This is a genomic window from Pelagerythrobacter sp. Soil_C_18, assembly GCF_057657235.1.
In genome coordinates, this window is the sequence record NZ_JBDGIU010000001.1 from 462,952 (window position 1) to 488,374 (window position 25,423).

At 66.4% G+C, this 25,423-nt stretch carries 18 protein-coding genes; 10 read left to right on the forward strand and 8 right to left on the reverse strand.

The window, feature by feature from the left end:
* The first annotated feature begins 4 nt into the window (after positions 1-4).
* Complete coding sequence (locus AC3A5N_RS02000; protein ID WP_487735637.1) at positions 5-1,315, forward strand: MFS transporter; 1,311 nt, start codon at positions 5-7, stop codon at positions 1,313-1,315.
* Here the strand turns inward: AC3A5N_RS02000 and AC3A5N_RS02005 are convergent, their stop codons facing one another.
* From AC3A5N_RS02005 to AC3A5N_RS02015, 3 genes are read right to left on the reverse strand one after another with little or no spacing between them, the layout of a single operon-like run.
* On the reverse strand, positions 1,316-2,566 hold the full coding sequence (locus AC3A5N_RS02005) for a TetR/AcrR family transcriptional regulator (protein ID WP_487735638.1): 1,251 nt from the start codon (positions 2,564-2,566) through the stop codon (positions 1,316-1,318).
* 59 nt (positions 2,567-2,625) lie between these two features.
* Positions 2,626-4,371, reverse strand: a complete 1,746-nt coding sequence (locus AC3A5N_RS02010; protein ID WP_487735639.1) for a class I adenylate-forming enzyme family protein — start codon at positions 4,369-4,371, stop codon at positions 2,626-2,628.
* Between the two features lie 2 nt (positions 4,372-4,373).
* Entirely contained in the window at positions 4,374-5,552 is a 1,179-nt protein-coding gene (locus AC3A5N_RS02015) for an acetyl-CoA C-acyltransferase (RefSeq protein ID WP_487735640.1), read from the reverse strand.
* Between the two features lie 193 nt (positions 5,553-5,745).
* Here AC3A5N_RS02015 and AC3A5N_RS02020 point away from each other — a divergent pair, with 193 nt between their 5' ends.
* The 7 genes from AC3A5N_RS02020 to AC3A5N_RS02050 all read left to right on the forward strand — a co-directional run bounded on the left by AC3A5N_RS02020 (position 5,746) and on the right by AC3A5N_RS02050 (position 16,012).
* Positions 5,746-6,981, forward strand: a complete 1,236-nt coding sequence (locus AC3A5N_RS02020) for a serine hydrolase domain-containing protein (protein ID WP_487735641.1) — start codon at positions 5,746-5,748, stop codon at positions 6,979-6,981.
* Between the two features lie 11 nt (positions 6,982-6,992).
* Positions 6,993-9,032 (forward strand): 3-hydroxyacyl-CoA dehydrogenase NAD-binding domain-containing protein, encoded by a 2,040-nt coding sequence (locus AC3A5N_RS02025; RefSeq protein ID WP_487735642.1) that lies wholly within the window; start codon positions 6,993-6,995, stop codon positions 9,030-9,032.
* A gap of 417 nt (positions 9,033-9,449) precedes the next feature.
* Positions 9,450-12,437, forward strand: a complete 2,988-nt coding sequence (locus tag AC3A5N_RS02030) for a TonB-dependent receptor domain-containing protein (RefSeq protein ID WP_487735643.1) — start codon at positions 9,450-9,452, stop codon at positions 12,435-12,437.
* A gap of 43 nt (positions 12,438-12,480) precedes the next feature.
* On the forward strand, positions 12,481-13,386 hold the full coding sequence (locus AC3A5N_RS02035; protein ID WP_487735644.1) for an acyl-CoA thioesterase: 906 nt from the start codon (positions 12,481-12,483) through the stop codon (positions 13,384-13,386).
* On the forward strand, positions 13,383-14,417 hold the full coding sequence (locus tag AC3A5N_RS02040) for a phosphotransferase family protein (protein ID WP_487735645.1): 1,035 nt from the start codon (positions 13,383-13,385) through the stop codon (positions 14,415-14,417). Before AC3A5N_RS02035 ends, AC3A5N_RS02040 begins: the two co-directional genes overlap by 4 nt.
* 21 nt (positions 14,418-14,438) lie before the next feature.
* Positions 14,439-15,203, forward strand: a complete 765-nt coding sequence (locus tag AC3A5N_RS02045) for an SDR family NAD(P)-dependent oxidoreductase (RefSeq protein WP_487735646.1) — start codon at positions 14,439-14,441, stop codon at positions 15,201-15,203.
* Positions 15,200-16,012, forward strand: a complete 813-nt coding sequence (locus AC3A5N_RS02050; protein WP_487735647.1) for an SDR family NAD(P)-dependent oxidoreductase — start codon at positions 15,200-15,202, stop codon at positions 16,010-16,012. Before AC3A5N_RS02045 ends, AC3A5N_RS02050 begins: the two co-directional genes overlap by 4 nt.
* A gap of 12 nt (positions 16,013-16,024) precedes the next feature.
* Here the strand turns inward: AC3A5N_RS02050 and AC3A5N_RS02055 are convergent, their stop codons facing one another.
* The gene (locus AC3A5N_RS02055) at positions 16,025-17,827 is read right to left on the reverse strand and encodes a M61 family metallopeptidase (RefSeq protein WP_487735648.1); all 1,803 of its coding nucleotides are present in this window, start codon (positions 17,825-17,827) and stop codon (positions 16,025-16,027) included.
* A 31-nt stretch (positions 17,828-17,858) separates the two neighbouring features.
* Positions 17,859-18,332, reverse strand: coding sequence for an Lrp/AsnC family transcriptional regulator (locus AC3A5N_RS02060; RefSeq protein ID WP_487735649.1), 474 nt, complete (start codon positions 18,330-18,332; stop codon positions 17,859-17,861).
* Between the two features lie 114 nt (positions 18,333-18,446).
* Here AC3A5N_RS02060 and AC3A5N_RS02065 point away from each other — a divergent pair, with 114 nt between their 5' ends.
* Both AC3A5N_RS02065 and AC3A5N_RS02070 read left to right on the forward strand, forming a co-directional pair.
* Positions 18,447-19,400 carry an ornithine cyclodeaminase family protein gene (locus tag AC3A5N_RS02065; protein WP_487735650.1) on the forward strand — a complete coding sequence of 318 codons (954 nt, stop codon included), beginning with the start codon at positions 18,447-18,449 and terminating at the stop codon, positions 19,398-19,400.
* A complete protein-coding gene (locus AC3A5N_RS02070; RefSeq protein ID WP_487736305.1) occupies positions 19,400-21,415 on the forward strand; it encodes an amidohydrolase family protein in 2,016 nt (671 codons plus the stop codon). The genes AC3A5N_RS02065 and AC3A5N_RS02070 overlap by 1 nt, the downstream gene beginning before the upstream one ends.
* A gap of 16 nt (positions 21,416-21,431) precedes the next feature.
* On the opposite strand, the gene AC3A5N_RS02075 is transcribed toward AC3A5N_RS02070, so the two are convergent.
* From AC3A5N_RS02075 to AC3A5N_RS02085, 3 genes are read right to left on the reverse strand one after another with little or no spacing between them, the layout of a single operon-like run.
* Entirely contained in the window at positions 21,432-22,733 is a 1,302-nt protein-coding gene (locus AC3A5N_RS02075) for an APC family permease (RefSeq protein WP_487735651.1), read from the reverse strand.
* Entirely contained in the window at positions 22,730-24,196 is a 1,467-nt protein-coding gene (locus tag AC3A5N_RS02080) for a S10 family serine carboxypeptidase-like protein (protein WP_487735652.1), read from the reverse strand. The genes AC3A5N_RS02075 and AC3A5N_RS02080 overlap by 4 nt, the downstream gene beginning before the upstream one ends.
* 2 nt (positions 24,197-24,198) lie before the next feature.
* The gene (locus tag AC3A5N_RS02085; RefSeq protein ID WP_487735653.1) at positions 24,199-25,407 is read right to left on the reverse strand and encodes a pyridoxal phosphate-dependent aminotransferase; all 1,209 of its coding nucleotides are present in this window, start codon (positions 25,405-25,407) and stop codon (positions 24,199-24,201) included.
* Positions 25,408-25,423: the final 16 nt, after the last annotated feature.

Below are 25,423 nucleotides of genomic sequence, written 5' to 3' on the forward strand. Positions count from 1 at the left end.
GGCATTGGATCCGCTTGAGGATCCCGAAGGTCTCTCCGATACGGCCAGCGTCCAACGACGGGCGCTGGCCGATCATGCGCGGTTCGTCGACGAGAACCTGAAGCGCAACTACCGGGCGAACTTCATCCACGGCGTGCTGGGCATGACGGGCTTCCGCCTGATGTACGCTCCGACGATCATCCCCGCCTACCTGATGCTGCTGACAGGGAGCGCGGCGGCGGTCGGTCTCGGCAGCGCCCTTCTCCAGCTCGGTGCGACGATCAGCCCGATCGCGAGCGGTGCGCGGATCGAGCATCGCAGCCATATCCTGCCCTACGCGATTCGGGTCGGCTCCCTGATGCGGGTGCAAATCCTCGGGCTCGCGCTGGCTGCCTGGTTCCTGACCGGCAACCTGCTGCTGGTCGCGACGTTCGCCTTCTTCGTACTGCTCGGCTTCTTCACCGGGGCGCAGCGCGTCGCCTTCCAGATGTTGATGAGCAAGCTGATCCCGATCAGGAAGCGTGGACGGCTGCAGGGCTATCGCAATTTCGCGGGCGGGCTGATTGCGGCGGTTCTCGCCTGGGTGGCCGGCAACTGGTTCATCGCCGGCGACTGGCTGGGCAACGGCTACGCGACGACGTTCCTCTTCGCCTTTCTGCTTACGAGCGCGGGGCTCGTCGTGCTCAAGACGATGATCCGCGAACCCCCGGCGCCGGTGTCGCGCCCGCAGATCCCCTGGCGCGACCGCATCCGCGAATTTCCCGAGCTTCTTTCGGACCGGGACTTCGCGAACTTTCTCGGTGCACAGAGCTTCGCCACGATGGCGCGGGTCGGCGCGCCGTTCTGGACGATCTATGCGGGCGTCCTGCTGGGACTCGACGGCGCACTGATCGGCGGTCTCAGCTTCGTGTTCCTCGGCTCGGACACCGTTTCGAACATCGTCTGGGGCCCGTTGGGGGACCGCTTCGGCTTCCGCATCGTCTACGCGCTGTCGCTGCTCTGCTCGATCGGCGGGGTCACCCTGCTGATCTTCGCTGAAACTGCCATGCCGGTCTACGGCGCCTTCATCCTGCTCGGTTTCGGCAGCTCGGGATGGATGCTCGCGGCAAGCACGATGGTGCTCGAATTCGGGCGCACCGAGGATACCCCGATGCGGCTCGGCTTCGTGACCACGGTCGAAGGGGTAATCGCGGCGTCGGGCCCGGTGCTCGCTGGCCTGTTGGTCGCCGCGCAGGGTTTCGCGCCCCTGTTCGCCGTCGTGCTGGGAGCGCTGGTGATCGCGTTCTTGCTGCTCGTCTTCCGGGTGCGTGAGCCGCGGAATCTCGCGGAAGGCTGATCAGTCGGCGGCCGTTGGCGCGAGAAGGCCGGACGAGAGCGCAGAAACATAGGTTTGGATGGCCAGTTCAGGGTCGCCGAACCGCTCGGCCCAGTTGCGCGCCTCGTAGGCGCTGTTGAGCGTCGACATGATGATCTGGCTGGCGACCAGCGGATCGATCGGGCGCACCGAGCCATCCGCAATTCCGTCGATCAGCATCCCGGCAAAGCGCCGCGCCAGCCGGTTGGAGCGCGTGACCACATCGACCCTTTGATCGCTGTCGAGGGACTGGAGCGCGGTCGTGCGTAGCAAGGGCATGGCGTCGAAGAACTGCACGTCGAGCAGCTCGCGCAGCACGCTCGACAGCCGCGTCCAGTAGTCTGCCTCTATCGTCTGCCCGGCCATCTGCACGGCGGACAGACGATCGTAGCTGCGCTGGAAGCAGGCGAGCACGAGATCGTCCTTGGCGTCGTGATGGTGGTAGAAGCTGCCCTTGGTCACGTTGAGCGACTTCGCGATCCGATTGACCGACGCGCCGCGGTAGCCGCGCTGGTTGATCATCACGGTGGCGGCGCGCAGGAACTCGTCGTTCTGGCTTGGCTTGGCCGCTTCCTGCGTGCGCCAGCCGCCGTCGGGTAAAGGCCGAGGGGACCAGCGATCCGGTTCGGCCGGAATGCCGTGCGCGAGGATGTCGAACATCCGCTCTTCAACTCGCGGGAAATCGAGCGACGAATAGCGCAGCGACCACACGGGCCACCACATCATCGCCTCCAGCAATATGTGCGCACGGGCGGAAAACAGCGCGTGTTCGCGATCGGATCGCGCCTCTCCAAAGAAACCGCGCACCAGCTTCACCACCGTGCGGTAGCGCGCGAGCAGCGGCGCCTGCGCATCCGCATCGAGCGTGCGGATTTCGGACAGCGCCGTCACCAGCCCTTTCTCGCCGCCCCGGATGCGCCGCCGCAGCGCGACATGCTCGGCGATATAGCGGCGCATGCGCGAGGCCGGATCGGGCGCCGCCAGCGCATCGCGCGCCATCTCTTCCATCAGGTCGAGCGTCGCCTCGTAAACCGCGACGACGAGCTGTTCCTTGCGCGAGAAGTAATACGTGATGCTCGTGGCGTTGAGGCCGATCGCGCGCGCGACATCGGACAAGGTCGTCGCCTTGACCCCGACCTCGTTGATCAGCACCGAAGCGGCATGGATGATGGCCTGGCGCTTCTCACCAAACCGCCTCGTCTCGGCACTCTTGCTCGCCATTGCGTCCCCCATGTCAGGCCCGTTACAATAGCGCGGGCGAAAGTGCCAACAGCCCCGGGGCTTCGTACACGCTAGAACAGCGTAGCCAGATCTTTCTTCAGGATCTTGCCGTTCGCGTTGCGCGGCAGCGTGTCCTCGGTGAATACCACGCGTACCGGCACCTTGAACTTGGCCAGCCGGCCAGCGACCCAGGCCTGGAGTTCCTCCTCGCTCGCCGTCGTGCCGGGGGCCAGGTGGACCACGGCGGCCGGCTCCTCGCCGAGCTGCGGGTGCGGCAGGCCGATCAGTGCGGCATCGGTCACCGCCGGGTGATCGTAGAGCACGTTCTCGATCTCGGACGAGTAGATGTTCTCGCCTCCGCGGATGATCATGTCCTTCGCCCGGTCGACGATGTAGCAGAAGCCTTCCTCGTCGAGCCGCGCGAGATCGCCGGTCCTGACCCAGCCGTCCACGAATGTTTCGGCGGTCGCCTCCGGATTATTCCAGTAGCCTTTCACCACCATCGGCCCGCGGGCCCAGAGTTCGCCGACCTCGCCGGTGGGCATCTCCTGCGTGCCATCCTCGTTCATGATCTTGAGGTCCGCGACGGCGACCGGCGGGCCGCAGCTATCAGGCCGGTTGAGGTAGTCCTCGCTCGAATGGCCGGTGACGGTCGCCATCGTCTCGGTCATGCCCCAGCCGTTGCCGGGCAGCGCGCCGAAGACCTCGCGAATCTTGCGAACGAGCTCCGGCGCCGAGGGCGCCCCGCCGTAGCCGATCGCCTCGATGCTCGACAGGTCGTAGTTCTTGCGGTCGGGATGCTCAATGAGCTGCCAGGCGATCGTCGGCACGCCCCCGGTCGAGTTCACCTTCTCGCGCTCGATGATCTCGAAGGCTTTGATCGGGTCCCACTTGTGCATGAAGATCATGGTATGGCCGGCGGCGATGTTGCCCATCAGGCCGGCGGAGCAGGCCGTGACGTGGAACAGCGGGATAACGGTCAGCCCCACCTTGTGCGTAGGTTCGGGTATCTCCTCGCCCCGGCGCAGCACCGCGCAGGCGGCGTTATAGCCGCTCGACATGATGTTGGTGCACAGGTTGCGGTGCGTTCCGAGCGCGCCCTTGGGATTGCCCGTGGTGCCACTGGTGTAGAAGATCGTTGCGTCATCCTCGGGCGCGATGTCGACCACGGGCAATTCCATCTGCGGCAGATCGGCGTAGCCCTTTGGCGTGCCGATCACATTTTCGAGCCGCTCGGCGCCCTCGGGATCGCCCTGACAGCGCGAGACGAAAACAGTCTCCAGAGCGGGGCACTCGGCGCGATGGGGCGTGATACGCTCCCACCGCTCGTCGTCGCAGACGAGCAGCTTCGTGCCGGAATTGCTGAGGCCGTAAGCGAGCTCCGGGCCGGTCCACCAGGCGTTGAGCGGCACACAGATCGCACCAATCGTCACTGCAGCGAAGAAAGCCACCGGCCATTCGGGCAGGTTCCGCATCGCCACGGCGACGCGGTCGCCCTTTACCACGCCGCGCGCCTGGAACTCGTGCGCCAGCTTCGCGACCGCACGGAACCATGCGTCATAGGTGACGCGCTCGTCCTCGTAGATCGTGAACTCGCGGCTGCCATGCATCCGCCCGACCATGGCGATTGCCCGCAGGTTCGGCGGGGCGTTCTTCCACACGCGCGTCGGCACGCCGCGAATGTCGATCGTCTCCATCTCGAAGCGTTGTCCAGGCGCGGTGAGGATCGCCTTGCATTCCTCCCGCGTCCTCGCGGGCCAGCCCGCGGGCGGTGTCCAGCCGATGGCGGAGGCGAGATCCTTTGCCTGCGTCGCCATGATCAGAGCACCTCGAACAGGCCGGCAGCACCCATGCCGCCGCCGACGCACATGGTGACAACGACATGCTTCACACCGCGGCGCCTGCCTTCGATCAGAGCATGGCCGACGCAGCGCGCACCGGTCATGCCGAAGGGATGGCCGATAGAGATCGATCCGCCGTTGACGTTGAGCCGGTCGTCCGGAATGCCGAGCTCGTCGCGGCAGTAGATCACCTGAACCGCGAAGGCCTCGTTCAGCTCCCACAGGCCGATATCGTCGATGCCGAGTCCGAAACGCTCGAGCAGCTTGGGGATCGCGAAAACCGGCCCGATGCCCATTTCGTCGGGCTTGGCGCCTGCCACCGCCATTCCAACGTAGCGGCCGAGCGGCTCGAGCCCGCGCGCCTTGGCGATCTCCGCCTCCATCAGCACCGAAGCGGCCGAGCCGTCCGAAAGCTGGCTAGCATTACCGGCGGTAATGCAGTGCCCCTCCCCCATAACGGGCGCGAGCTTCGCCAGCCCTTCCAGCGTTGTATCCGGCCGATTGCAGTCGTCCATGGTGATGGTGACGTCGCGCTGGCTGATCTCTCCGGTCGCCTTGTCGGTCACGTTCATCGTTGTGGCGATCGGTACGATCTCGTCGTCGAACCTGCCCGCCGCCTGCGCCGCCGCGGTGCGTTGCTGCGACTGGAGCGAATATTCGTCCTGCGCCTCCCGGCTGATGCCGTAGCGCTTGGCGACGGTCTCGGCCGTGCCGATCATCGGCATGTAGATGTCGGGATGCATCTTGAGCAGCTCTTCATCGCGCTGCGTGTTCGGCTTGCCCGAGCGAAGGGACGTGATCGATTCCACCCCACCCGCGACACAGACGTCCATGCGGTCGACAATGATCTGCTTGGCCGCCGTCGCAATGGCCATCAGGCCGGACGAGCACTGCCGGTCGATCGTCATCCCTGCGACCTCGACCGGCAGCCCGGCGCGCAGCGCGATCTGTCGGCCGATGTTAAAGCCCTGCTGGCCCTGCTGGTTGGCGGCGCCCATGATCACATCGTCGACCTCGCCGCCTTCGATACCGGCACGCTCGACCGCGGCGGCGACCGACCATGCGCCGAGTTGCACGGCATGAGTCGCGTTGAAAGCGCCGCGCATGGCCTTGGCGAGCGGAGTACGGGCGGTGGATACGATGACGGCGTCGCGCATTCGGGCAATCCTCTGTTCGTTTCGTCTTGTGCGATTCTTTGCCCGCGATTTATGCAGAAGGGGCGCTGCGTGGCAAGGTGCAACTGGTTGTTTTCTGAATTTCAGGTATGAGGCTTCAAAAGAGCGAAAAATCGTCTATCAGCAGCAGTCAGAAAAAGAGGTATGCCGAAAACGGCACGATACGGGAGAGATCATGATCGAATTGACGGATGCGGAAGCGCTCGGCTTCGACAAGGCCCGGCTCGCCCGGATCGACGCCTTTCTCGATGCGCAATACATCGAGACGGGACGCCTGAAGAACGCCCAATTGCTCGTCGCTCGCGAAGGTAAGCCGGTACACCACGCGCATTTCGGGGTTTTGCGCGACGATGGTGCGCCGATGCGCGACGATGCGCTGTTCCGCATCGCCAGCATGACGAAGCCGATCACCTCCATCTCATTCATGCAGTTGGTCGAGCAATGCAAGGTGGCGCTGGAGGACCCGGTGAGCCGGGTGATTCCCGAGTTCGCAAACCTGGGCGCCTACGCAGGCGGCGGCGGCTCGTTGCCTTTCGCCCCGATGCAGCGCGGCAGACCGATGCGCTTCGTCGATCTTCTCACGCACATGTCGGGGCTGACCTACGGCTTCCAGAACCGCAGCAGCGTCGACGCCGCCTATCGCGCGGCGGAGCTTGATCTCTCGCGCGGCAAATTCACCTCGGACGAATACGTCGCCGCGCTGGCCGAGATTCCGCTCGAGTTCGAGCCCGGTTCGCGCTGGAACTACTCGGTCTCGACCGACGTGCTCGGCATTGCCGTCGAGCGCATTTCGGGGATGCGACTAGGCGACTATTTCCGCCAGCACATCTTCGAACCGCTGGGGATGACCGACACCGCCTTCCACGTTGCCGCGGGTGAGGCGGACCGCCTCGCGGACGCCTATGGCTACCGTCCGGGCAAGGCGCCGCGACTGGTCGACCGTGCTGCGGAGAGCCGCCTGCTCGAGAACGGCAAGTTCGACAGCGGCGGCGGTGGCCTGATCGGCACGGCGACCGACTACCACCGCTTCTGCACCATGCTGCTGCAGAAGGGCGAACTCGACGGCGCGCGGATCGTCGCACCCAAGACCCTCGACCTGATGACCGCCAACCACCTGCCCGGCGGTGCGGATCTCACACAGATGAGCCAGAGCCTGTTTTCCGAAGCGAACAACGCCGGCACCGGCTTCGGCCTCGGCTTCGCTACGGTGATCGATCCGGCCAGGACGCTGATGCCCGCGAGCAAGGGCGAATTCTACTGGGGCGGCGCTTACTCGACCGCCTTCTTCGTCGATCCGCTCGAGAAGATCACCGTGGTCTTCATGACACAGCTCTACCCCTCGTCCACTTATCCCATCCGCCGCCAGCTCAAGACGCTGATCTACTCGGCTCTGGCGGAAAGCTACGCATGAAGGAGCGCACAATGACTACGCCGATCCGCACCGAACGCCACGACAACGTGCTCGTCATCATCTCCGACAATCCGCCGGTGAACGCCCTCGGCCAAGCCGTGCGCGCCGGGCTCGCCGCCGGGATCGAGGAGGCGTTGTCCGACGACGGGATCGAGGCGGTCGTAATCCGCTGCGACGGGCGCACGTTCTTCGCAGGCGCGGATATCACCGAATTCGGGAAAGCGCCCAAAGGCCCCAGCCTGCCCGAAGCGCTCGACAAGCTGGAGGCAAGCGATAAGCCAGTGGTCGCCGCGATCCACGGCACCGCGCTGGGCGGCGGGTGCGAAGTCGCGCTCGCCTGCCATTACCGCGTGGCGGTGCCGAGCGCGAAGATCGGCCTGCCCGAAGTCAAGCTCGGGCTGATCCCCGGCGCCGCGGGCACGCAGCGCCTGCCGCGCCTGGTCGGCGCCGAAGCCGCGCTGCCGCTTGTCGCCACCGGCGATCCGATCTCGGCAAAGAAGGCGCAAGCCATCGGCCTGGTGGACAAGATCGTCGGTGAGGACAGCCTGGAGGCGGACGCGATCGCCTTCGCAAAATCGAAGATCGGCCAGCCGGTGCCGCGCGCATCGGAAGGAACGGCCAACCAAGACGGGGTGAAGAACCCCGCCATCTTCGACGATTTCCGCCAGAAGAACGGCCGCAAGATGCGCGGTTTCGATGCGCCTAACGCCGCGATCGAGGCGGTCAAGGCGGCGGGCGAGTTGCCCTATGCCGAAGGCGTGAAGAAGGAGCGCGAGCTGTTCGCCAGGCTGATGGGCGGCACGCAGTCGAAGGCGATGCGTCACTACTTCTTCGCGGAGCGCGCCGCGAACAAGATCGACGACGTTCCCGCCGATACGCCGCTGATTCCGATCAAGAAGGTGGGTGTGATCGGCGCCGGCACGATGGGCGGCGGCATCGCGATGAACTTCCTCAGCGCGGGCATTCCGGTGACAATCCTTGAGATGAAGCAGGAAGCGCTCGATCGCGGCACCGGCGTCATGCGCAAGAACTACGAGAACACGGCCAAGCGCGGCCGCATGACCGTGGAGCAGGTCGGCACTGCGATGGGTCTGCTGACCCCCACCCTGGATTACGCCGACCTAGCCGACTGCGACCTGGTGATCGAGGCGGTCTACGAGAACATGGACGTGAAGAAGGAAGTGTTCGGCACGCTCGACGGGGTGGTGAAGCAGGGCGCGATCCTCGCCTCCAACACCAGCTACCTCAACATCGACGAGATCGCGGCGGCCACCCAGCGCCCCGGCTACGTGCTCGGCCTACACTTCTTCTCGCCCGCGAACGTGATGAAATTGCTCGAAGTCGTGCGCGGCGCGAAAACGCGCGACGACGTGCTCGCAACCTCGATGAAGCTCGCCAAGAAGATCGGCAAGGTCGCCGCCGTCTCGGGCGTGTGCCCGGGCTTCATCGGCAACCGCATGCTCTCCAAGCGGCAGGAGCAGGCGAATCAACTCATCATGGAAGGCGCGAACTACTGGGACGTCGACGACGTTCTGCTCGAGTTCGGCTTCCCGATGGGCCCGTTCCAGATGGGCGACCTCGCCGGCATCGACATCGGCTGGCACCGTGATCCGTCGAAGGTCACCACCGTACGCGAGGCGCTCTGCGCCGTGGGCCGCTTCGGCCAGAAGACTGGCAAGGGTTTCTACGACTACGACGAAGCGCGTAACCGCACGCCTTCCGACGAGGTCAAGACAATCATCGCCGATTTCGCCGCCAAGGAAGGGCATGCACAACGGGATATCTCCAAGGACGAGATCCGCGAGCGGCTGCTCTATCCGATGATCAACGAAGGCGCGAAGATCCTCGACGAGAAGATGGCGCAGCGCGCGAGCGACATCGATGTGGTGTGGATCAACGGCTACGGCTGGCCGATCTACACCGGCGGTCCGATGTTCTGGGCCGATACGATCGGGCTCGACACGGTCGTTGCCGGGCTGGAGAAGCACGGCCTTCCGGTCAGCGACTATCTGCGCGGCAAAGCCGCGCGCGGCGAAACCTTCAACGGCTGACGCGATCACACTCGAACTCGCCAGATAACCGCCCCATTTGCGCCGCAGGCGCAAATGAGGCGGAGGCAGGCCCAGCAACCTTCCCGCCCGTGCATACATTGTTCGAATTCAGGGTATGAGTGGCAAGTCGAAACCAATCGACCGCCCCACGCGCCACCGACGCTTCCGCCCACGAAAACACCCTCTCAAGACGAGGTACGTGACGGGCGATCGGGCATTTTCCTCGACAACCGAGTCATCAATAGTGCCCGCGCGGCATGTTTTCAGAGGCATGGTCCGGGCATTCTTCGAAAACATCGGCGAGCTGCAGAGGCACATTCATTTCACAAAAGAGCTTGACAGGAGTGTCCCGAAATACTCCACTTTCGATAAGTGGGTATGTGCCTGAGAGCACAACCCACAGGAGAGGAGAGGAAGATGAGAAAACACGGTCTTCGGTACACGTGCGCCCTGTCGGCTCTCGTTATGGGAGTCGCCGGCGCCAGCCCGGTCATGGCGCAAGCCGAGCCTCAGGAGCCCCCGCAACGCGCCGCGCCTGAAAACCCGGTCATCGTCGTCACGGGCTCGCTCATTCGCGGAACGCCTGAGGACGCGGCCCTGCCGGTTGACGTAATTTCGCAGGAAGAGCTGATAAATCAGGGTTCGCCCACCGCGGTCGACCTCCTCAAGAATCTTCCGGGTTCGAGCGGCGTTCTCGGCGATTCGAACCAGTTCGACTCGCGCTCCCAGGGGTCAGAAGGGGTGTCCACGGTGAACCTGCGCGGTCTCGGCCCCTCGCGCACCCTTGTCCTGCTCAATGGTCAGAGGCTCGCCAATACGCCGATCGGGGTGCCTTCTGTCGATGCCAACCTGCTGCCCTCCGCAGCAATAGGGCGGATCGAAGTGCTCAAGGACGGCGCGGCCGCGACTTACGGCTCCGATGCGATCGGCGGCGTGGTCAACTTCATCACCAACAAACAGCTCGACGGCTTGGTACTCAGCGGCGATTACCGCTTCATCGAGGGCTCCGACGGAGACTGGACCGCTTCGGGCGCGTTCGGCCACGATGGCGACGGGCTGCGCGTACTCGCGAGCTTCGGCTACCAGCACCGCTCTCCGCTCGCGGCGAGTGAACGTGACTTCGCCATTCGCCCCTACACCGAGAACCCCGCGGGCGGTTTTACCGAAGGCGGGAACCCGGGTGCCTTCTTGCCTTTCGCCTTCTATCCCGGAACCTTCGTTGGCCTAACCGGCGGCTTCGAGGTCGACCGCGGGTGCGATGACCTGGGCGGCATTCCGGTCAACAACTCGACCCCCACGGATATCGACAGCGCAACCCGCTGCGCCAGTCAGTACACGCCGTTCGATCTGCTGGTGGAGAAGGAAGACCGCTGGCAGGCCTATCTGGAAACCGAAATCGACCTGACAGACCAGATCGTGGCAGAGTTTTCCGGCCTGCTCGGGCACACTTCGATCTCGGCCAACTCCTCACCGAGCTACCTTATTCTCAATACGCCAACCCCCGGCCTGGCGAACCCCATCGGCTCGCAGTTCTGGGTTCCGCCCAACAACCCGGGCCTGATCGCCTACCGTGAGGCCAATCCGGACCAGTTCCCTTCGGGAGCAAACAGCGCGCTCCTTGCAGCGGGCGTGTTCCGAACAGCCTTGCTCGGCGGCAATCCGCTTTTCCGGGATCAGAACGGGATCGAAGGCGCCGCACCTGCGACCCGCGACGGCGAATCGATGCGCTTTACCGGCGCGGTGCGCGGAAGCCACTCGGATGCATTCAACTGGGAACTGAGCGGCACCTGGCACAAGTACATCCGCGAATCGACAGGCTACGACACGATCATCGACAGGGTGCAACTCGCGTTGCGCGGCCTTGGCGGCGAGAATTGCGACCCCCTGACCGGTACGCCCGGCGTGGGTCCCTGCATGTTCTACAACCCGTTCTCGAACGCGATCGAGGGAAATCCGGCGACCGGCGAGACCAACCCGGGCTACAACGCAGCGGTCGCCAACGATCCCGCGGTCTTCGACTACTTCACAAAGAAATCGTCCAGTCGCATTTCGAACGAGCTCAAGGTCGCCAACCTGGTGTTCAGCGGTAATACCGGGATCAGCCTCGGCGGGGGCAACGGGATAGGCTATGCCCTCGGCGCCCAGTATCGCCGCAACGACTACGACGCGGCCTACGGCCCGTACAACAATCTCGACATCTACCCCTGCCCCGGATCGCTCGATTTTGGCGTGGAGGACTGCGCACGCCCGATCGGGTTGTTCGGTTTCCTCGGCTCCGACCAGCCCAACTCCAGTATGCAGGAGGTCTACGCCTTCTTCGGAGAACTGCAGATCCCGATCGGGGATCGGATCGATATCCAGCTTGCCGCGCGCTACGAGGACTATGGCGGGTCCGTCGGCTCCACCTTCGACCCGAAGGCAAGCGCTCGCTTCCAGATAACGGACTGGCTGGCCTTGCGGGGATCTTACCAGACCACATTCCGGGCGCCGCCGTCCACCTACCTTACTGCCGGCGACTACCTCACCTCGCTGCAATTCGTTGGCGGCTCGTTCCGCGCAGTGCGTGTGAACGACGACCCCTCGCTCATTCCCGAGAGCGCGGAAAGTTACGGAGGTGGCGTGCTGCTGGAGCTCGGCGGTTTCCGCGCCAGCGTCGACTACTGGCGCTACGACTTCTCCGACGACATCGTTGCCGAGCCGCTATCAGGCCTTCTCAATTCCGTGTTCAACAGCACGGACGGATCGAGCACGCCCGGCACTGCGGTGGCGGACTGCTCCAATCCACTCGCGAGCCGCTTCACCTTCTCCGGCGGGCCGGCGGAAGGCGGCTGCGGTACGCTTGCGCCGACACTGGCCGACGTGACGACGATCGACACGTTTTACACCAACGGCGCAGGCCTCTCCACCTCCGGACTCGACTTCATGGCGAGCTATCGTGATGACTTCGGCTCTCGCGGCACCTGGGGTCTGGGCGTCACCGGCAGTTACGTGATCGATTTCCAGACCAACGACTTCTTCATCGGGGAGGACCTCGTTCAACCGGGCTTCTCGGCGGTCGGCAAACTCAACTACCAGACGACCGCCTATCCGCTGCCCGAAGTGAAGCTGAACGGGTACGTGGACGTGGGCTGGGACCGCCACAACGCGCGGCTGACCGTCACCCATATCGAGGGATATACGGATCAGCGGCTTGCACCGGGCACCCCGGGCTATGACATCCCAAGCTTCACGACGCTCGATTTCACGATGCGGATCGGGCTGCCGGCTGAAACCGATCTGACGCTCTCGGTCCTCAACCTGCTCGACAAGGATCCGGGATTCGCCGCCCTCGATTACAGCTACGACCCCTTCACCGCGAACCCGCTGGGTCGCAACTTCAAGATCGGAATCCGCAAGGCGTTCTGAGCATCTTCTGCTCGGACTGGCGGACGGGAATGCCGGAGACTGCGTGAACGACCAGACTGCGATTGATCTCGCCTCCCTCCTCGCGCCGAGCGAGGCGGGGGGCGACGGACGCTGGACCGGCGCACCCGGCCCGGCGATGGGGCCGCGCCTGTTCGGCGGGCAGGCGATTGCGCAGGCGTTGATGGCCGCCGCGCAGGAGGAAGACGCGGATCGCCTCGCGCATTCGCTGCACTGCTATTTCCTCAAGCCTGGGATGGCGGACGAGCCGGTCGACTATCGGGTGACGCACCTCACCGCCGGGCGCAGCTTCGCCACCCGCCGGATCGAAGCGGCCCAGGGCGACTTGCTGATCTTCTCGATGATCGCTTCGTTCCACCGGCCGGAGCCGGGCTTCCGCCACGCGCTCGAATGCCCCTTCCCGCTCGACGTGGAGGCCGCGCTCGCCGGCCTCGGCGAGTGGAAGCAGCGTCGTGCGGAGCCGGACGATCACCCGATCGCCGACCGCCTCCAGCGCCGCCCGATTGAGATCGTGCCGCTGGATCCGTCGGCGGTGTTCGGCCGGCGGCCGCGCGAGCCGCGAACCGCCTCGTGGATGCGGATGCGGCTGCCCGCGCGCGCGGGACCGGCCATGCAGCGCGCGCTGCTCGCCTACGCCTCCGACATGCTGTTCCTCCGCACGGCGATGTTGCCGCATGGTATTCGGCCCGGCGGATACGAAGTTCAGGCGACCAGTCTCGATCATGCGGTCTGGTTTCACGAGACACCGGACTTCGACCGCTGGCACCTGTTCGTCGCCGACAGCCCCTGGGCCGGGGGCGCCCGCGGCCTCAGCCGCGGACATTTCTTCGCCGAGGACGGCCGGATGATCGCAACCGCGCAGCAGGAGAGCCTGATGCGGCCGCGCGGCGAGGCGCTGGAGCGCCTCATGCAACAGGACGGCGACGCATGAGCGAGGGTCGATACGCGGACCTCGACGGGGCCGCACTCGATCGCTGGCTGAGCGAGGCAGCGCCCGGGCACGGCGCGGTCCTCTGCATCGAGAAGTTCCCCGGAGGTCAGTCGAATCCGACCTACCGCGTCGAAACGCAGCGCGGGCCGCTGGTCCTCAGGCGCAAGCCCTTCGGCAAGCTGCTTCCCTCCGCCCACGCGGTGGAGCGCGAGCACCGGCTCATTTCGGCCCTTCACCCCGCCGGCGTGCCGGTCGCGGCGCCGGTGGCGCTGTGCGAGGATCCGGAGATCATCGGCGCCCCGTTCTATTTGATGGAGCTGGTCGAAGGCCGCACCTTCTGGAGCGGCGCCTTACCCGACTGCGCACCCGAAGAGCGCGGCGCGATCTACCGCGCGATGATAGACACGCTGGCCAAGCTCCACGCAGTCGACCCGGTCGCGGTGGGCCTCGGCGACTACGGTGCGCCGGGCAACTACTTCGCGCGCCAGGTCGGACGCTGGACCAAGCAGTACCGCATGGCCCAGACCGACGACATCCCCGAAGTCGAGCGGCTGATCGAATGGCTGCCCGCGACCCTACCGCAGCAGGATCGCACGTCGATCATCCACGGCGACTACCGCATCGACAACATGATCTACGCGCCTAACCGGCCGGAGATTCTCGCGGTAATCGACTGGGAGCTCTCGACACTCGGCGATCCGCTGGCCGACTTCGCCTATCTCGCGATGAACTGGGCCATGCCGCATGGGGAGCGCGGCGCGCAGCTCGGCGGGCTCGACCTTCCCGCGCTGGGCATTCCCACGCTCGAGGAGGCGACCGAGCGCTATTGCGAAGCGACCGGCCGCACCTCGGTCCCCGATCTCAACTGGTTTTTCGCCTACAACCTGTTCCGGCTGGTAGGGATCATCCAGGGAATCAAGAAGCGCGCGATCGACGGCAACGCCTCGAACGCCAACGCCGAGGCCGCGGCCGCGCGCATCGTCCCGCTCGCGCAGCAGGCCTGGGCCTTCGCCGAGCAGGCGGCTGTCTGACAAACAAGGAGACTTTACGCGATGTCGCTATTCGATCTGACCGGAAAGGTCGCCCTCGTCACTGGTTCAAGCCGCGGGATCGGCCGCGCGATCGCCGAGGAACTCGCCGCCCAAGGGGCGAAAGTGGTGATCTCGAGCCGCAAGCAGGAAGCCTGCGACGAGGCCGCGGCGGAGATCAACGCCGCCCATGGCGACGGCACGGCGACTGCGATCGCCGCCAGCATCTCCCACAAGGTGCAGTTGCAGGACCTGTTCGCGCGCGCGAAGGAGCAGCTCGGCCCCGTCGACATTCTCGTCTGTAATGCTGCGAGCAATCCCTACTACGGCTCGATGGACGGGATCGAGGATGAGCAGTTCCGCAAGGTCCTCGACAACAACATCCTCTCCAACCACTGGCTGATCCAGCTCGCCCTGCCCGACATGCGCGCAAAGGGCGACGGGGCGATCATCGTCGTCAGCTCGATCGGCGGCCTGCGCGGTTCGCCGACGATCGGCGCCTATAACGTCTCCAAGGCGGCGGATTTCCAGCTCGTGCGCAACTATGCGGTCGAGAACGGCGAGCACGGCATCCGCGTCAACGCCATCGCGCCGGGCCTGGTGAAGACCGACTTCGCCCGCGCGCTGTGGGAGAACCCGAAGGCGCTCGCCGCGACCGAGGCGCGGCTGCCCATGCGCCGGATCGGCGAGCCGCGCGATATCGCGGGCGCGGCGGTCTACCTCTCCTCGCCCGCAGCCAAGTGGACCACGGGCCAGATGATCGTCGTCGACGGGGGCGCAACGATATGAGCGCACGGCTCGCCGGAAAGGTCGCCGTCGTCACCGGCGCCGCCTCGGGCATCGGCCGCGCGAGCGCGCTATTGTTCGCGCAGGAAGGCGCCCAGGTCGTCGCGTTCGATCGCGCTGAAGTCGTGCACGAGACAGCCAATGCCGTGCGCGCCCACGGCGGCTTGGCAGTGGCGGTAACCGGCGACGCGGGCGCCGAGGCCGATATCGAGGCGCTCGTCGCGACCGCCCGGAGCGAGTTCGGCGCGCTGCACCTGTTCTTCGCCAACGCCGGCATCACCGGCGGCGTGCGCGGCGGCTTCTTCGATGCCACGCCGGAGGACTGGGCGGAGGTCCTGCGCGTAAATCTGATCGGACCGTTCCTCGCGGTCAAGCACGCTGCGCCCGCGATCCGCGATTGCGGCGGCGGAGCGATCCTGTGCACTGCCTCGGTCGCCGGGCTGCGCTCTGGCGCCGGCCCGGCGCAGTATTCGGCGAGCAAGGCGGGCGTGATCAATCTGATCCAGACCGCTGCCCAGCAGCTTGCCGGCACCGGCGTACGGATCAACGCCGTGCTTCCCGGTCTCACCGAAACGGGCATGACCCGGCCGCTCTACGAAGGTGCCCGCGCGGCGGGCAAGGAAGACAGGATCGGGCAGTTGAACCCGCTCCTGCGCGGCGGCCAGCCGGAGGAGATCGCGGCCGCGGCGCTGTTCCTGTTGTCGGACGAGGCCAGCTACGTCAACGGGCAGGCACTGGCGGTCGATGGCGGGCTGTCGAGTTCGCATCCGACCTCACGCCCGCCGGGCGATCCGAACCGTCCCAGCTCCTAGAGTGTCAGCCGATCAGGAGCCGCACGAGCCGTCCCCCGTCTTCTCCCACTGGTAGGCAGCGACGGTTTCGCCGCGAGGCTGATAACGGATCGTCAGCGTTTCACTGCCCCGCAGTACCTCGAGCGTGAGAAACGCCTCCTGGTCCGCCTGGAGGCCGTCCTGCGAGAACGTGTTGGTGATCACATCTCCTTCGCGCAGGCCCGCCTTGTGCGCTTCTGAGCCGGGCTTCAGGCCCCGCACGGCGCGCGGGTCGCTCAGCAGCGATGCAGGATCGAACCCGAGATCGAACCGCCGTAGCGGGCGTGTGGTGCGCTGGAAGCACGGACCGAACGCATGCGAAGGCGGCAGAACCGTCCCGCCCGCCAGCATGGCCTCGAAATCGTCGATCCCCGCCTGGCCGAGCTCTGCCCGGAGCAGGCGGCGCCAGAGCGCCTCGTCCATCGGGCGCCCGGCCCGGCGCTCCGCCAGCATCGCGCGCACCACGTCGTCCAGCGACCGCTTGCCGGCCGACGCTTCGCGGACTTTCGCATCGAGGCTGGCGAAGTAGAGCGAGCCGCGGTCGTAGGGCAGAACCCGGATGCGCGTATCGCGCCAGAAGCCCGCCGGGATCTCGGCATTCGGCGTCGCGATCATCACGTTGGTGTAGTAGCGCCCCGCCGTCTTGTTCAGATCGTCGAGGAACGCATTGGCGTCGATCAGCCCTGCGCGATAGGGCAGCATCCGCTGATAGTGGACCGCGAGCCCTTCGCCGAACCAGCTCCGGTCCAGGCCACCGGGGCGATCCATCGACTCGTCGAGCGAACGGACCCAGGCATGCAGCATCTCGTGCGCGAGAAGGCCGCGCAGGTCGTCGATCTCGGACTTGGGGCCATAGGTGAAGGCGAAACTGTCGGTCAGGCCGATGCCACTGCCGGGATTGTCCGGGTTCGGGCGGGCGAAGACACCGAAGCTCGCGGCGGCCTCGCCGAAGAACTCGCCGTAGAAACCGTGCAGCCCCGCAGCCCACTTCATAAGCTCGTCGGTCGAGAACGGCGGATCGCCGGCCCAGCCGGCAAAAAAACCGCCACTGTCCGACCGGTACGTGCCCGCTCGGCCCCCGACGTAGTAGGTTGATGCGATCCGTGCGGGCGCAAGCGGCTCGGCACTTTGCGCATCGCCGATCCCGAAGCTGGACACGCCGGTAGCGCCCGGCCCCATGGCCGAGAGATCCCAATCGACCGTCACCCGCCGGGCAGTCTCGTCGACGGGCAGGATGAGGAACGCGTTTCCGGCGCCCGAGAAGCTGCCGTGGCCGGTGCGCAGTTCGTATTGCGGGCGGCTGATGAACGGACGGGCGGCGTCGATCGTGACGCGATAGCGCAGCGTCAGCGGCCCTTCGATCGCGCGGTCGGCATGCCAGAGCCGGGTGCGGTTGGAATCGTCCGTCGCCTTGTCAGTCGGAGTCAGGGTCACGGCGCCGCGCGCGTCGCGTGCGGTCAGCCCCTCGACGTCGTTGGCGCTGGTGACCACCGTGTTGGCCTCGATCGGCAGTTCGACGATCGGGCTTCCGGGGGCACCCTCGACACCTTCGGCGATGACCGTGAGGTCGAGCGCGGGAATGGCCCCTTCGGCGTTCGCGGCCTCGGGGCGGATGGTGATCGTAATCGCGGGCGCTTCGACGGGCGGCGCCGCGAAGGCCGGTGCCGCGCCGAGCGCGCAGATCGTCAGCAGAATTCCCCTCACCGCCTTCTTCTCCCATTCGTTGCGCGGCGAATCTACGGCATCGCCGGTGCATGATCGCAGTCGTTCTCCGACCGGCCCGATCAGGCGCAGCATAGACTATGCGTCTCGCTGGAGGCGCCCCAGGTTACAACGACGGAAGCGGCAGGCGATGCGTGCACTTGATCTCGGACAACGTCGCGGTCGAGCGGACGTCCTGCACCCCGGGAAGGCGCAGGAGCGTGCGGAAGGTGAAGGCCTGATACCAGCCCATGCTGGGCGCCAGCACTTTCAGCATGACGTCCATCTCGCCGAACAGCGTGTAGGCTTCCGTGATCTCCGGTATGTCCTCGATCGCCTGCATGAACCGGTCGCGCTCCTCGTCGGTCAGCCGGCCCATCTGGAGCTGCGCGAAGATATACATGCTCTCGCCCAGCTTCTCGCGGTCGAGCACGGCCACCTGCGCCTTGATATATCCCTTCGCCTTGAGGCGCTGCATCCGGCGCCAGCACGGGGATTGCGACAACCCCACGCGCTCGGCGATCTCGCTGGACGATTCCGATGCGTCGACCTGCAGGCGGTCGAGGATCTTGAGGTCGAGGCGGTCGAGTTCATTTGCCATCGTTATGCTCCGGATTCCGGGAGAGCGCATCATTCATGCGTCAGTCTTAGAAAGCAGGGAACCTTCAGGCAAGTTTTGCCGCCCTTCCGGAAATAGGTTCGCCGGGGAGGATCAATGGACCGGAACGACCTGACGATAATCGACGCGGCCGAAGTGCGGCGGCGGCTGGATTACCCCTCGTGCATCGATGCCATGCGTGAGGCGATGCGCGCGCTCTCCGCCGGGACGACGCGCCAGTTACTGCGGACGATGATCTCGCTCGGCGAGGCACGTACGTTCGCCCAGATGCCCGGCGCACTCGGCACCCACGACATGTTCGGCGCCAAGCTGGTCAGCGTCTTCGGCGATCCGGCTGCGCCCGGGCGGCGGCGGCACCGTGGGGTGATCGTCCTGTTCGAGCCCGAAGAAGGCAAACCGGTCGCGATCGTCGATGCGGAGGAGATCACTCATATCCGCACCGCCGCGGCGACTGCGATGGCGACCGATGCGCTCGCCCGTGAGGACGCCAGCACCCTGCTGGTCGTCGGCACCGGCGGGCAGGCGCGCACCCATCTCGAGGCCCTGCCGCAAGTCCGGCCCTTCCGCCGGATCCTGATCTGGGGGCGCGATCCCGCCAAAGCCGCAGCGCTTGCCGCCGACTATTCGTGCATCGAGGCGCAGGCGGTCGAGGATCTGCCCGAAGCCGTGGCGGAGGCAGACGTGGTTTGCACGCTGACGGCCGCATCGCAGCCAGTTCTGCAGGGCAAATGGGTTCAGCCGGGCACACACGTCAACCTCGTCGGCTCCAGCGGCCCCGGCCCAGTAGAATGCGATCACGAGATGGTCGTGCGCGCACGCTATGTCGCGGACAGCCGCGCCTCGGCCCTCGACGCGGCTGCCGAATTCCTTGACGCCCGTGCGGCGGGCCTCGTCGGCGACAATCACATCGTCGGCGAAATCGGCGAAGTCCTGCTCCGCACGGTGGCTGGCCGGATGAGCGCGGATGACATCACCCTTTACAAGTCGCTCGGCCATGCGGTGCAGGACCTTGCCGCCGCCGCTCATGTCTATCGGAGCCTGAACACTTGATGCGCCATTATTCCGTCCGTGCCCTCCTCGCTGCATCCACCCTCCTCGCTGCCCTGCCGGCACATGCCGAAACGGTGCGCTGGTCGGTCGTCACCAGCGGCGAGAAAGTCGGCTTCGTCGAAGCGGACGAGCAGGGCTCCACAGTCAGCATCAGCTACGACGTCAAGAACAACGGCCGCGGCCCCACCACGACGGAAGAGATCGAGCTCGGCGCAGACGGCCTGCCCGTGCGCTGGGCGATCGATGGCACCTCCACCTTTGGCAGCGAGGTGCGCGAACGGTTCGCACGCGACGGCCAAACTGTCCGCTGGACCGATTCCACGGGCACGCAGGAGAGGGAACATGCCGCCACCGCGCTTTACATCGCGCAGAACGGCAGCCCCTGGGCGCTCGGCCTCTACGCCCGCGCGCTCCTGAAGGACGAGGATCAGCGCATGGCGGCGCTTCCCGGCGGCGAGCTGCAGCTCGAGGCGCTGGGTGAAACGGAAGTGCAGGGCACGACCTACCGTGCCTTCTCGATCAGCGGCATCGATCTGTCGCCCGAACTGATCCTGCTGGACGAGCAGGGGCGCCTGTTCGCCCGCATCGACACCGACGGCGCGACGGTACGCGAAGGTGCCGAGGCGACCGTACCGGAGCTCACCGAACTGGCGACGCGGCTCACCGCCGAGCGCTTCGCCGCGCTCCAGAAGCGGTTCGCGCATACACTCAACCGCCCGATGCGCATCCGCAACGTCCGCGTGTTCGATCCGAAAGCCGGCACCCTGAGCGAGCCGGTCTCGGTCGTCGTGTCGGGCGAGCGGATCGCAGGCATTCACCCCCTCGACGCGCCCGCCACCCCGGGCGAGATCGTCGTCGACGGTAAAGGCGGAACTATCCTCCCGGGCCTGCACGACATGCACGCCCACGTCTCGCCCCAGTCGGCCCTTCTCTATCTTGCAGCCGGGGTGACTTCGATCCGCGACATGGGCAACGACAACGCGTTTCTTGACGGGTTCATGGAACGGATCGAGGACGGAACTGTCGCCGGGCCGCGCATCGTGCGCAACGGTTTCCTCGAAGGGCGCAGCAGCTATTCCGCCCGCAACGGCATCATCGCGGAGAGCGAGGCCGAGGCGGTCGAGGCGGTGCGCTGGTACGCGGCGCGCGGCTATTGGCAGGTCAAGATCTACAACTCGATGAATCCCGACTGGATTCCTGCGGTGGTCCGCGAGGCGCGCCGCCTGGGCGTAGGCGTGACCGGGCACATCCCGGCCTTTACCAATGCCGATACGATGATCGCCGCCGGATACGACGAAGTGACCCACATCAACCAGCTCATGCTGGGCTGGGTGCTCGATCCGAAGGAAGATACGCGTACCCCGCTGCGCCTCACTGCCATGCGGCGGACGGCCGATCTGGACCTCGCCTCGCCCCGCGTGCAGCAGACGATCGAGGCGATGGCCGCGCACGACATTGCGCTCGACCCGACCGCCGTGACGCTCGAACTGCTGATGCTGAGCCGCGACGGCCAGCCGAGCCCGGCGGTGGCGAACTATATCGATCATTTGCCGATCGCGCTCCAGCGCCGCCGGCGCCAGGGGATAGCACCGATCGAGACACCTGCCGATGCCGCCGCTTACGAAGGCTCGTTCGTCAAGATCAAGGAACTGATCAAGCGCCTGCACGACCGCGGCGTGCGCATCCTGCCCGGCACCGACGACGCGACCGGCCTGTCCCTCCACCGCGAACTGCAGATCTATGGCGAGGCGGGGATCGCGCCAGCGGAAGTGCTCCGCCTCGGCACGCTGGCGCCCGAAGTCTACATGGGCCGCGATCAGAATCTCGGCTCGGTCGAGCACGGCAAGTACGCGGACTTCCTGCTTCTGCCAGGCAATCCGCTCGAGGACCTGCGCGAGTTGCACCGGATCGCGATGGTGGTGAAAGGGGGAACGATCTACTTCCCGTCCGAGATCCACTCGGCGTTCGGCGTGAAGCCGTTCGCCGAAGCGCCCGCCATCCCCGGGCTGGAATAAACGCCGGCGAGGGCAATTACCGCCCTCGCTGCTTCACCAGATAGTAGATCACGCCCACCGCAAGCCAGCCGCCCAGCAGCGCATAAGGCCGCCAATCCGCCTCGAAGCCGACCGCGATCAGCGCCAGCGCGCAGAGCGCCCCAGCAATGGCCATCACGCGCATCCGCGCCGCGGGCGGGCGAAAGCCGGCCTGCGCATGGAGCTCGGGATGGTGACTGGCCACGCGCGCAGCCGACAGGCAGATGCTGGCGTACTTGAGCAGGTTTGGAATGTTCACCGCGAGGAACAGGAAGGTCAGCTCCATCGGCAGGAACAGCCCGACGCAGCCGATCCCGAATACGGCGAGCAGCGCGATATGCGGCGTGCGCCAGCGCGGATGGATGCGGCCGAGCGCCTCGGGCAGCACGCCTGCCTCGCCCATCGCGAACAGGCTGCGGCTGAACATGGCGAAGATCGCGTTGAGCGACTTTCCGATCGACAGCACGGCCGCCAGCGCGATCACCGGCACCGCCAGCGGCCCCATGAATACGCGCGCGGCGTCGAGGATCGGCGCCTCGCTCGCTGCCAGCGCCGGGCCGCCGAGCAGGCCAAGCGCGACGAAGCCGACCGCCAGATAGAGCAGGGTCGCCGACCCGATCGACAGGGCAATGCCGAGCGGAATGTTGCGGCGGCTGTTCGACACTTCTGCCCCGGCTTCGGTCGCGGCCTCTATCCCGAAGAACAGGCCCATCAGCAGCGGCGCCGCAGCGATCACTCCGTTCCATCCGTCCGGCATCAGAGGCTGGAGCCGGTCGAGCGACACTTCAGTCGCCCCGCCCCAGACCACGAAGACCGCGAACAGCACGAGCATCGCCGAGAGCAGGATCTTCTGCACGCGCGCAGCCACGTCGATGCCGAACCAGTTGGCCGCGAGCACCAGGACCATAACGACGAACATCGTCGGCTTGGTCGGCAACGGTATCAACATCGAGCCGTAGCGGACCAGCACCAGCGCCAGCACCACGATCGCGCCCATGTTGGCGATGATCCGCGCCCATGCGATGAAGAACCCCACCGCCGGGTGCAGGAACCGCGCCGGCCAGGCGAACGAGGCGCCCGACACCGGAACCGCAGAACCGAGATAGGCATAGCTGACCGCGATCAGATACATCGGCAGCGCCGCCACCAGGACCGACAGCAGCATGCCCGGCCCCGCGATCGCCGCCGCAGGGGCGATGGCCGAGAAGATCGAGACGCCGACCGCCGTGCCCAGTCCGAGCGCTACGACCCCCCAGAGGTCGATCCGCGCGGCAAGTCCCTTCTCGCCAGCATTCGTCACTGCGCGGTATCTCCCTCGATAAACATGCGTATGTCGCCGATCATCTGCTGCCAGCTTTTGTCATCCGAATAGGCCACATGACCCGCGCGGTAGACGCGGTCGACGATCCGCTCGCGATCGGCATCCGATTGCGCGATCAGATGGTCGGCCGCGCCCACGGTGGTCGTCAGGTCGTAGAGACCGGTGCCGATGAACAGGCGGAAGTTCGGATCACGCTCCATCGCCTGCTCGACGGTCGCCATGAACGGCCAATCGTTGAACGGCGAATCTCCGGACCCGTAGGCCCATTCGCCATCGGTGCGGGCAATGACACGATAATTCTCCGCCCCTGGAACGCCGCGGCTCGTCAACTCGGAAACCATCGCCGTGCCGTACAGCGCGGAGACGGGCGAGAACGCATCGGGGCCGACGGTGAGGCCGGCATCGGGCGCACGCGGCGCGGTGTAGCGCGCGTCGTAGCGGCCGAGAACCACGCCCTCGCCGCGCAGCAGCTCGACCCGGAATCGCTCCTTGGAGAGCTTCAGGTCCCACTCCAGCCAGCGGTCCTCCGCGATGCCCGTCAGTTCCCCAAGCCGCCCTGCGATCGCCCGGCGGGTCTCATCGTCGAGCGCGCGGCCGCGATAGAGAGCTGCAAGGTACTCGGGCCCGAACGCGCTTGCCGCCTTGGCCGACGCGACCGGATCGCACGTGCCGATCCGCCCGTGAAAGCAGGCGATCGCCGCCAGCGTGGGCAGCGCCACCGGATAAGTGACGACGTTGTCGGGCCGCTGCGAGGTCTCGATCATGTTGAGCGCTTGGCCGATCAGCAGCACGCCGGCGAGCCGCACCTCGGGCGCGCGGTTGTGCAGCGCCTCGATCATCGCGGTCGCACGGATCGTTCCGTAGCTTTCGCCAAGGACGTAGATCGGCGCGTCCAGCCGGCCGTTGGCGCGCAGCCATGCGAGGACCGCCTGCGCCACGGCATCGGCGTCCCCCTCGACTGAGCGGTACCAATCCATGTCCGCACCGACACCGAACGCGGAGAAGCCGGTGCCCGGCGGGTCCAGCAGAACCAGGTCGGCCATGTCGATCAGCATGTCGGAGTTGGCGCCGACCTCCGCCTCCGCCGGCAGAGGCGCGGCAGGATCCTGCGGCACCCGGGCGCGCACCGGCCCCAGAGCGCCCATGTGCAGGAACGAGGCCGAGGCGCCGGGGCCGCCGTTGAACGCGAAGAGCACCGGCCGATCGGCCGCGCCGCGGGCCACGTAGGCCATGTACCCGACGCTCGCGTCCCCCGGGCGATCCGGACTCCAGACGGCGATCTCGCCGACCTCGGCGGTGTAGGCGATCGTCCGTCCGGCAACCGCCGCCTCACCCTGCGCGCGGTGGCGGACGTCCTGTGCGGCCGTCATCGAAGGGAGAGTCACCGCCGCGGCGAGCGCCGCGAAACCCAGAACCTTCCTGCAGGCGCGCACCACGTCCATTCTCAGCCTCCCCCGCGTCGATGCTCGCCGAGCGCTCGATAGCGCTTGAGACCGTCGGTCAATGCCTGCAGCCCGTAATCCACATCCGCCGGCGCATGGGCGAAGCCGATCCGGATGTGGCCCGGCGCGCCGAAGTGCTCGCCAGGCACGACCACGACCCCGCACCGGTCGGCCAGCCACTCGGAAAAATGCTCGGTATTGTCGATCCCCACCGCGCGCGGGAAGGCAATGCATCCGTGCGGCGGCAGGCGCCCGGCCATCAGCCCTTCGGCGTGCCAGTGCGCGTGGTACGATTCGATGATCGGCCGCGCCTGCTGCAGCATGCCCTCGCGATAGCTCTCGAACCGATCGCGCTGCTCGAGCACGAGCGCCGCGACCGCATGCGCGAGGTTGGAGATGCCGAATTCGACTTCCCGGTTCAGCGCGCGGACTGGCTCCATCACGCTCGGGTGGGCGACGATCCAGCCGCACCTGAGCGTGCTGAGGCCCCAGATCTTGGTCAGGCTGCTGACGCTGACCAGCGCCGGAGACCAGGTGCCCGAGGCGGCAGGGCTGAATTCCGAGCCCGCATATTCACCGTAAACCTCGTCCACCACCACGATCGCGCCGCGCGCCTCGGCCATCCGCGCAATCGCGGCCAGCACTTCCGGCGCGATCGCCATACCCGAAGGATTGTGGAGGTTGGACAGCAGGATGAGCCGCGTCTGCGGCGTCATGGCGCGCTCGACCTCCTCCGGGTCGATCGCGAAATCGTCGCCCCGGCGGACGAAGCGATCGACCGGCTTGTTCAGCGACCGGGCGACGGTGTCGAAGATATCGAAGCCCGGCGTTTCGACGAGGATGCGGTCGCCTGGCGAAAGCAACGCCCGGTACAGCAGCGACAGCGCGCCGGTCGCGCCGGTCGTGCACAGTACCCGATCGCGCTCGACCTTATAGCGCGCCGCGAGCTGGTCGATAACATAGGGATTTCCGCCGGCGAACGCGCTGGCGTAGCGCGTCGTCACCGTCTTGCCGAAGGCCTCGCGGATGATCTCGTGGAGCAGTTCGGCGGGTTCGGGCACCGAACTTTCGAACAGGCTGATCAGCAGGTTGCGCTCCGACCGCACCTTGCGGATCACATCGCGCACCCACTGGCTGTACGAGCCGAAGCGCGGGGCAGGCAGCGCCCCGCCCGGACCGCTGCCCGGCGCGTCTTGGTCGAACCGGATCATGCCTTGCCTTCTTCCT

Bases quoted from the DNA above. Each gene is read 5' to 3' on its own strand.
- AC3A5N_RS02065 (WP_487735650.1), top strand. From the start codon at position 18,447: ATGGACCGGAACGACCTGACGATAATCGACGCGGCCGAAGTGCGGCGG.
- AC3A5N_RS02015 (WP_487735640.1), bottom strand. From the start codon at position 5,552: ATGCGCGACGCCGTCATCGTATCCACCGCCCGTACTCCGCTCGCCAAG.
- AC3A5N_RS02010 (WP_487735639.1), bottom strand. From the start codon at position 4,371: ATGGCGACGCAGGCAAAGGATCTCGCCTCCGCCATCGGCTGGACACCG.
- AC3A5N_RS02040 (WP_487735645.1), top strand. From the start codon at position 13,383: ATGAGCGAGGGTCGATACGCGGACCTCGACGGGGCCGCACTCGATCGC.
- AC3A5N_RS02050 (WP_487735647.1), top strand. From the start codon at position 15,200: ATGAGCGCACGGCTCGCCGGAAAGGTCGCCGTCGTCACCGGCGCCGCC.
- AC3A5N_RS02080 (WP_487735652.1), bottom strand. From the start codon at position 24,196: ATGGACGTGGTGCGCGCCTGCAGGAAGGTTCTGGGTTTCGCGGCGCTC.
- AC3A5N_RS02020 (WP_487735641.1), top strand. From the start codon at position 5,746: ATGATCGAATTGACGGATGCGGAAGCGCTCGGCTTCGACAAGGCCCGG.
- AC3A5N_RS02005 (WP_487735638.1), bottom strand. From the start codon at position 2,566: ATGGGGGACGCAATGGCGAGCAAGAGTGCCGAGACGAGGCGGTTTGGT.
- AC3A5N_RS02045 (WP_487735646.1), top strand. From the start codon at position 14,439: ATGTCGCTATTCGATCTGACCGGAAAGGTCGCCCTCGTCACTGGTTCA.
- AC3A5N_RS02085 (WP_487735653.1), bottom strand. From the start codon at position 25,407: ATGATCCGGTTCGACCAAGACGCGCCGGGCAGCGGTCCGGGCGGGGCG.
- AC3A5N_RS02025 (WP_487735642.1), top strand. From the start codon at position 6,993: ATGACTACGCCGATCCGCACCGAACGCCACGACAACGTGCTCGTCATC.
- AC3A5N_RS02030 (WP_487735643.1), top strand. From the start codon at position 9,450: ATGAGAAAACACGGTCTTCGGTACACGTGCGCCCTGTCGGCTCTCGTT.
- AC3A5N_RS02070 (WP_487736305.1), top strand. From the start codon at position 19,400: ATGCGCCATTATTCCGTCCGTGCCCTCCTCGCTGCATCCACCCTCCTC.
- AC3A5N_RS02060 (WP_487735649.1), bottom strand. From the start codon at position 18,332: ATGGCAAATGAACTCGACCGCCTCGACCTCAAGATCCTCGACCGCCTG.
- AC3A5N_RS02055 (WP_487735648.1), bottom strand. From the start codon at position 17,827: ATGCTGCGCCTGATCGGGCCGGTCGGAGAACGACTGCGATCATGCACC.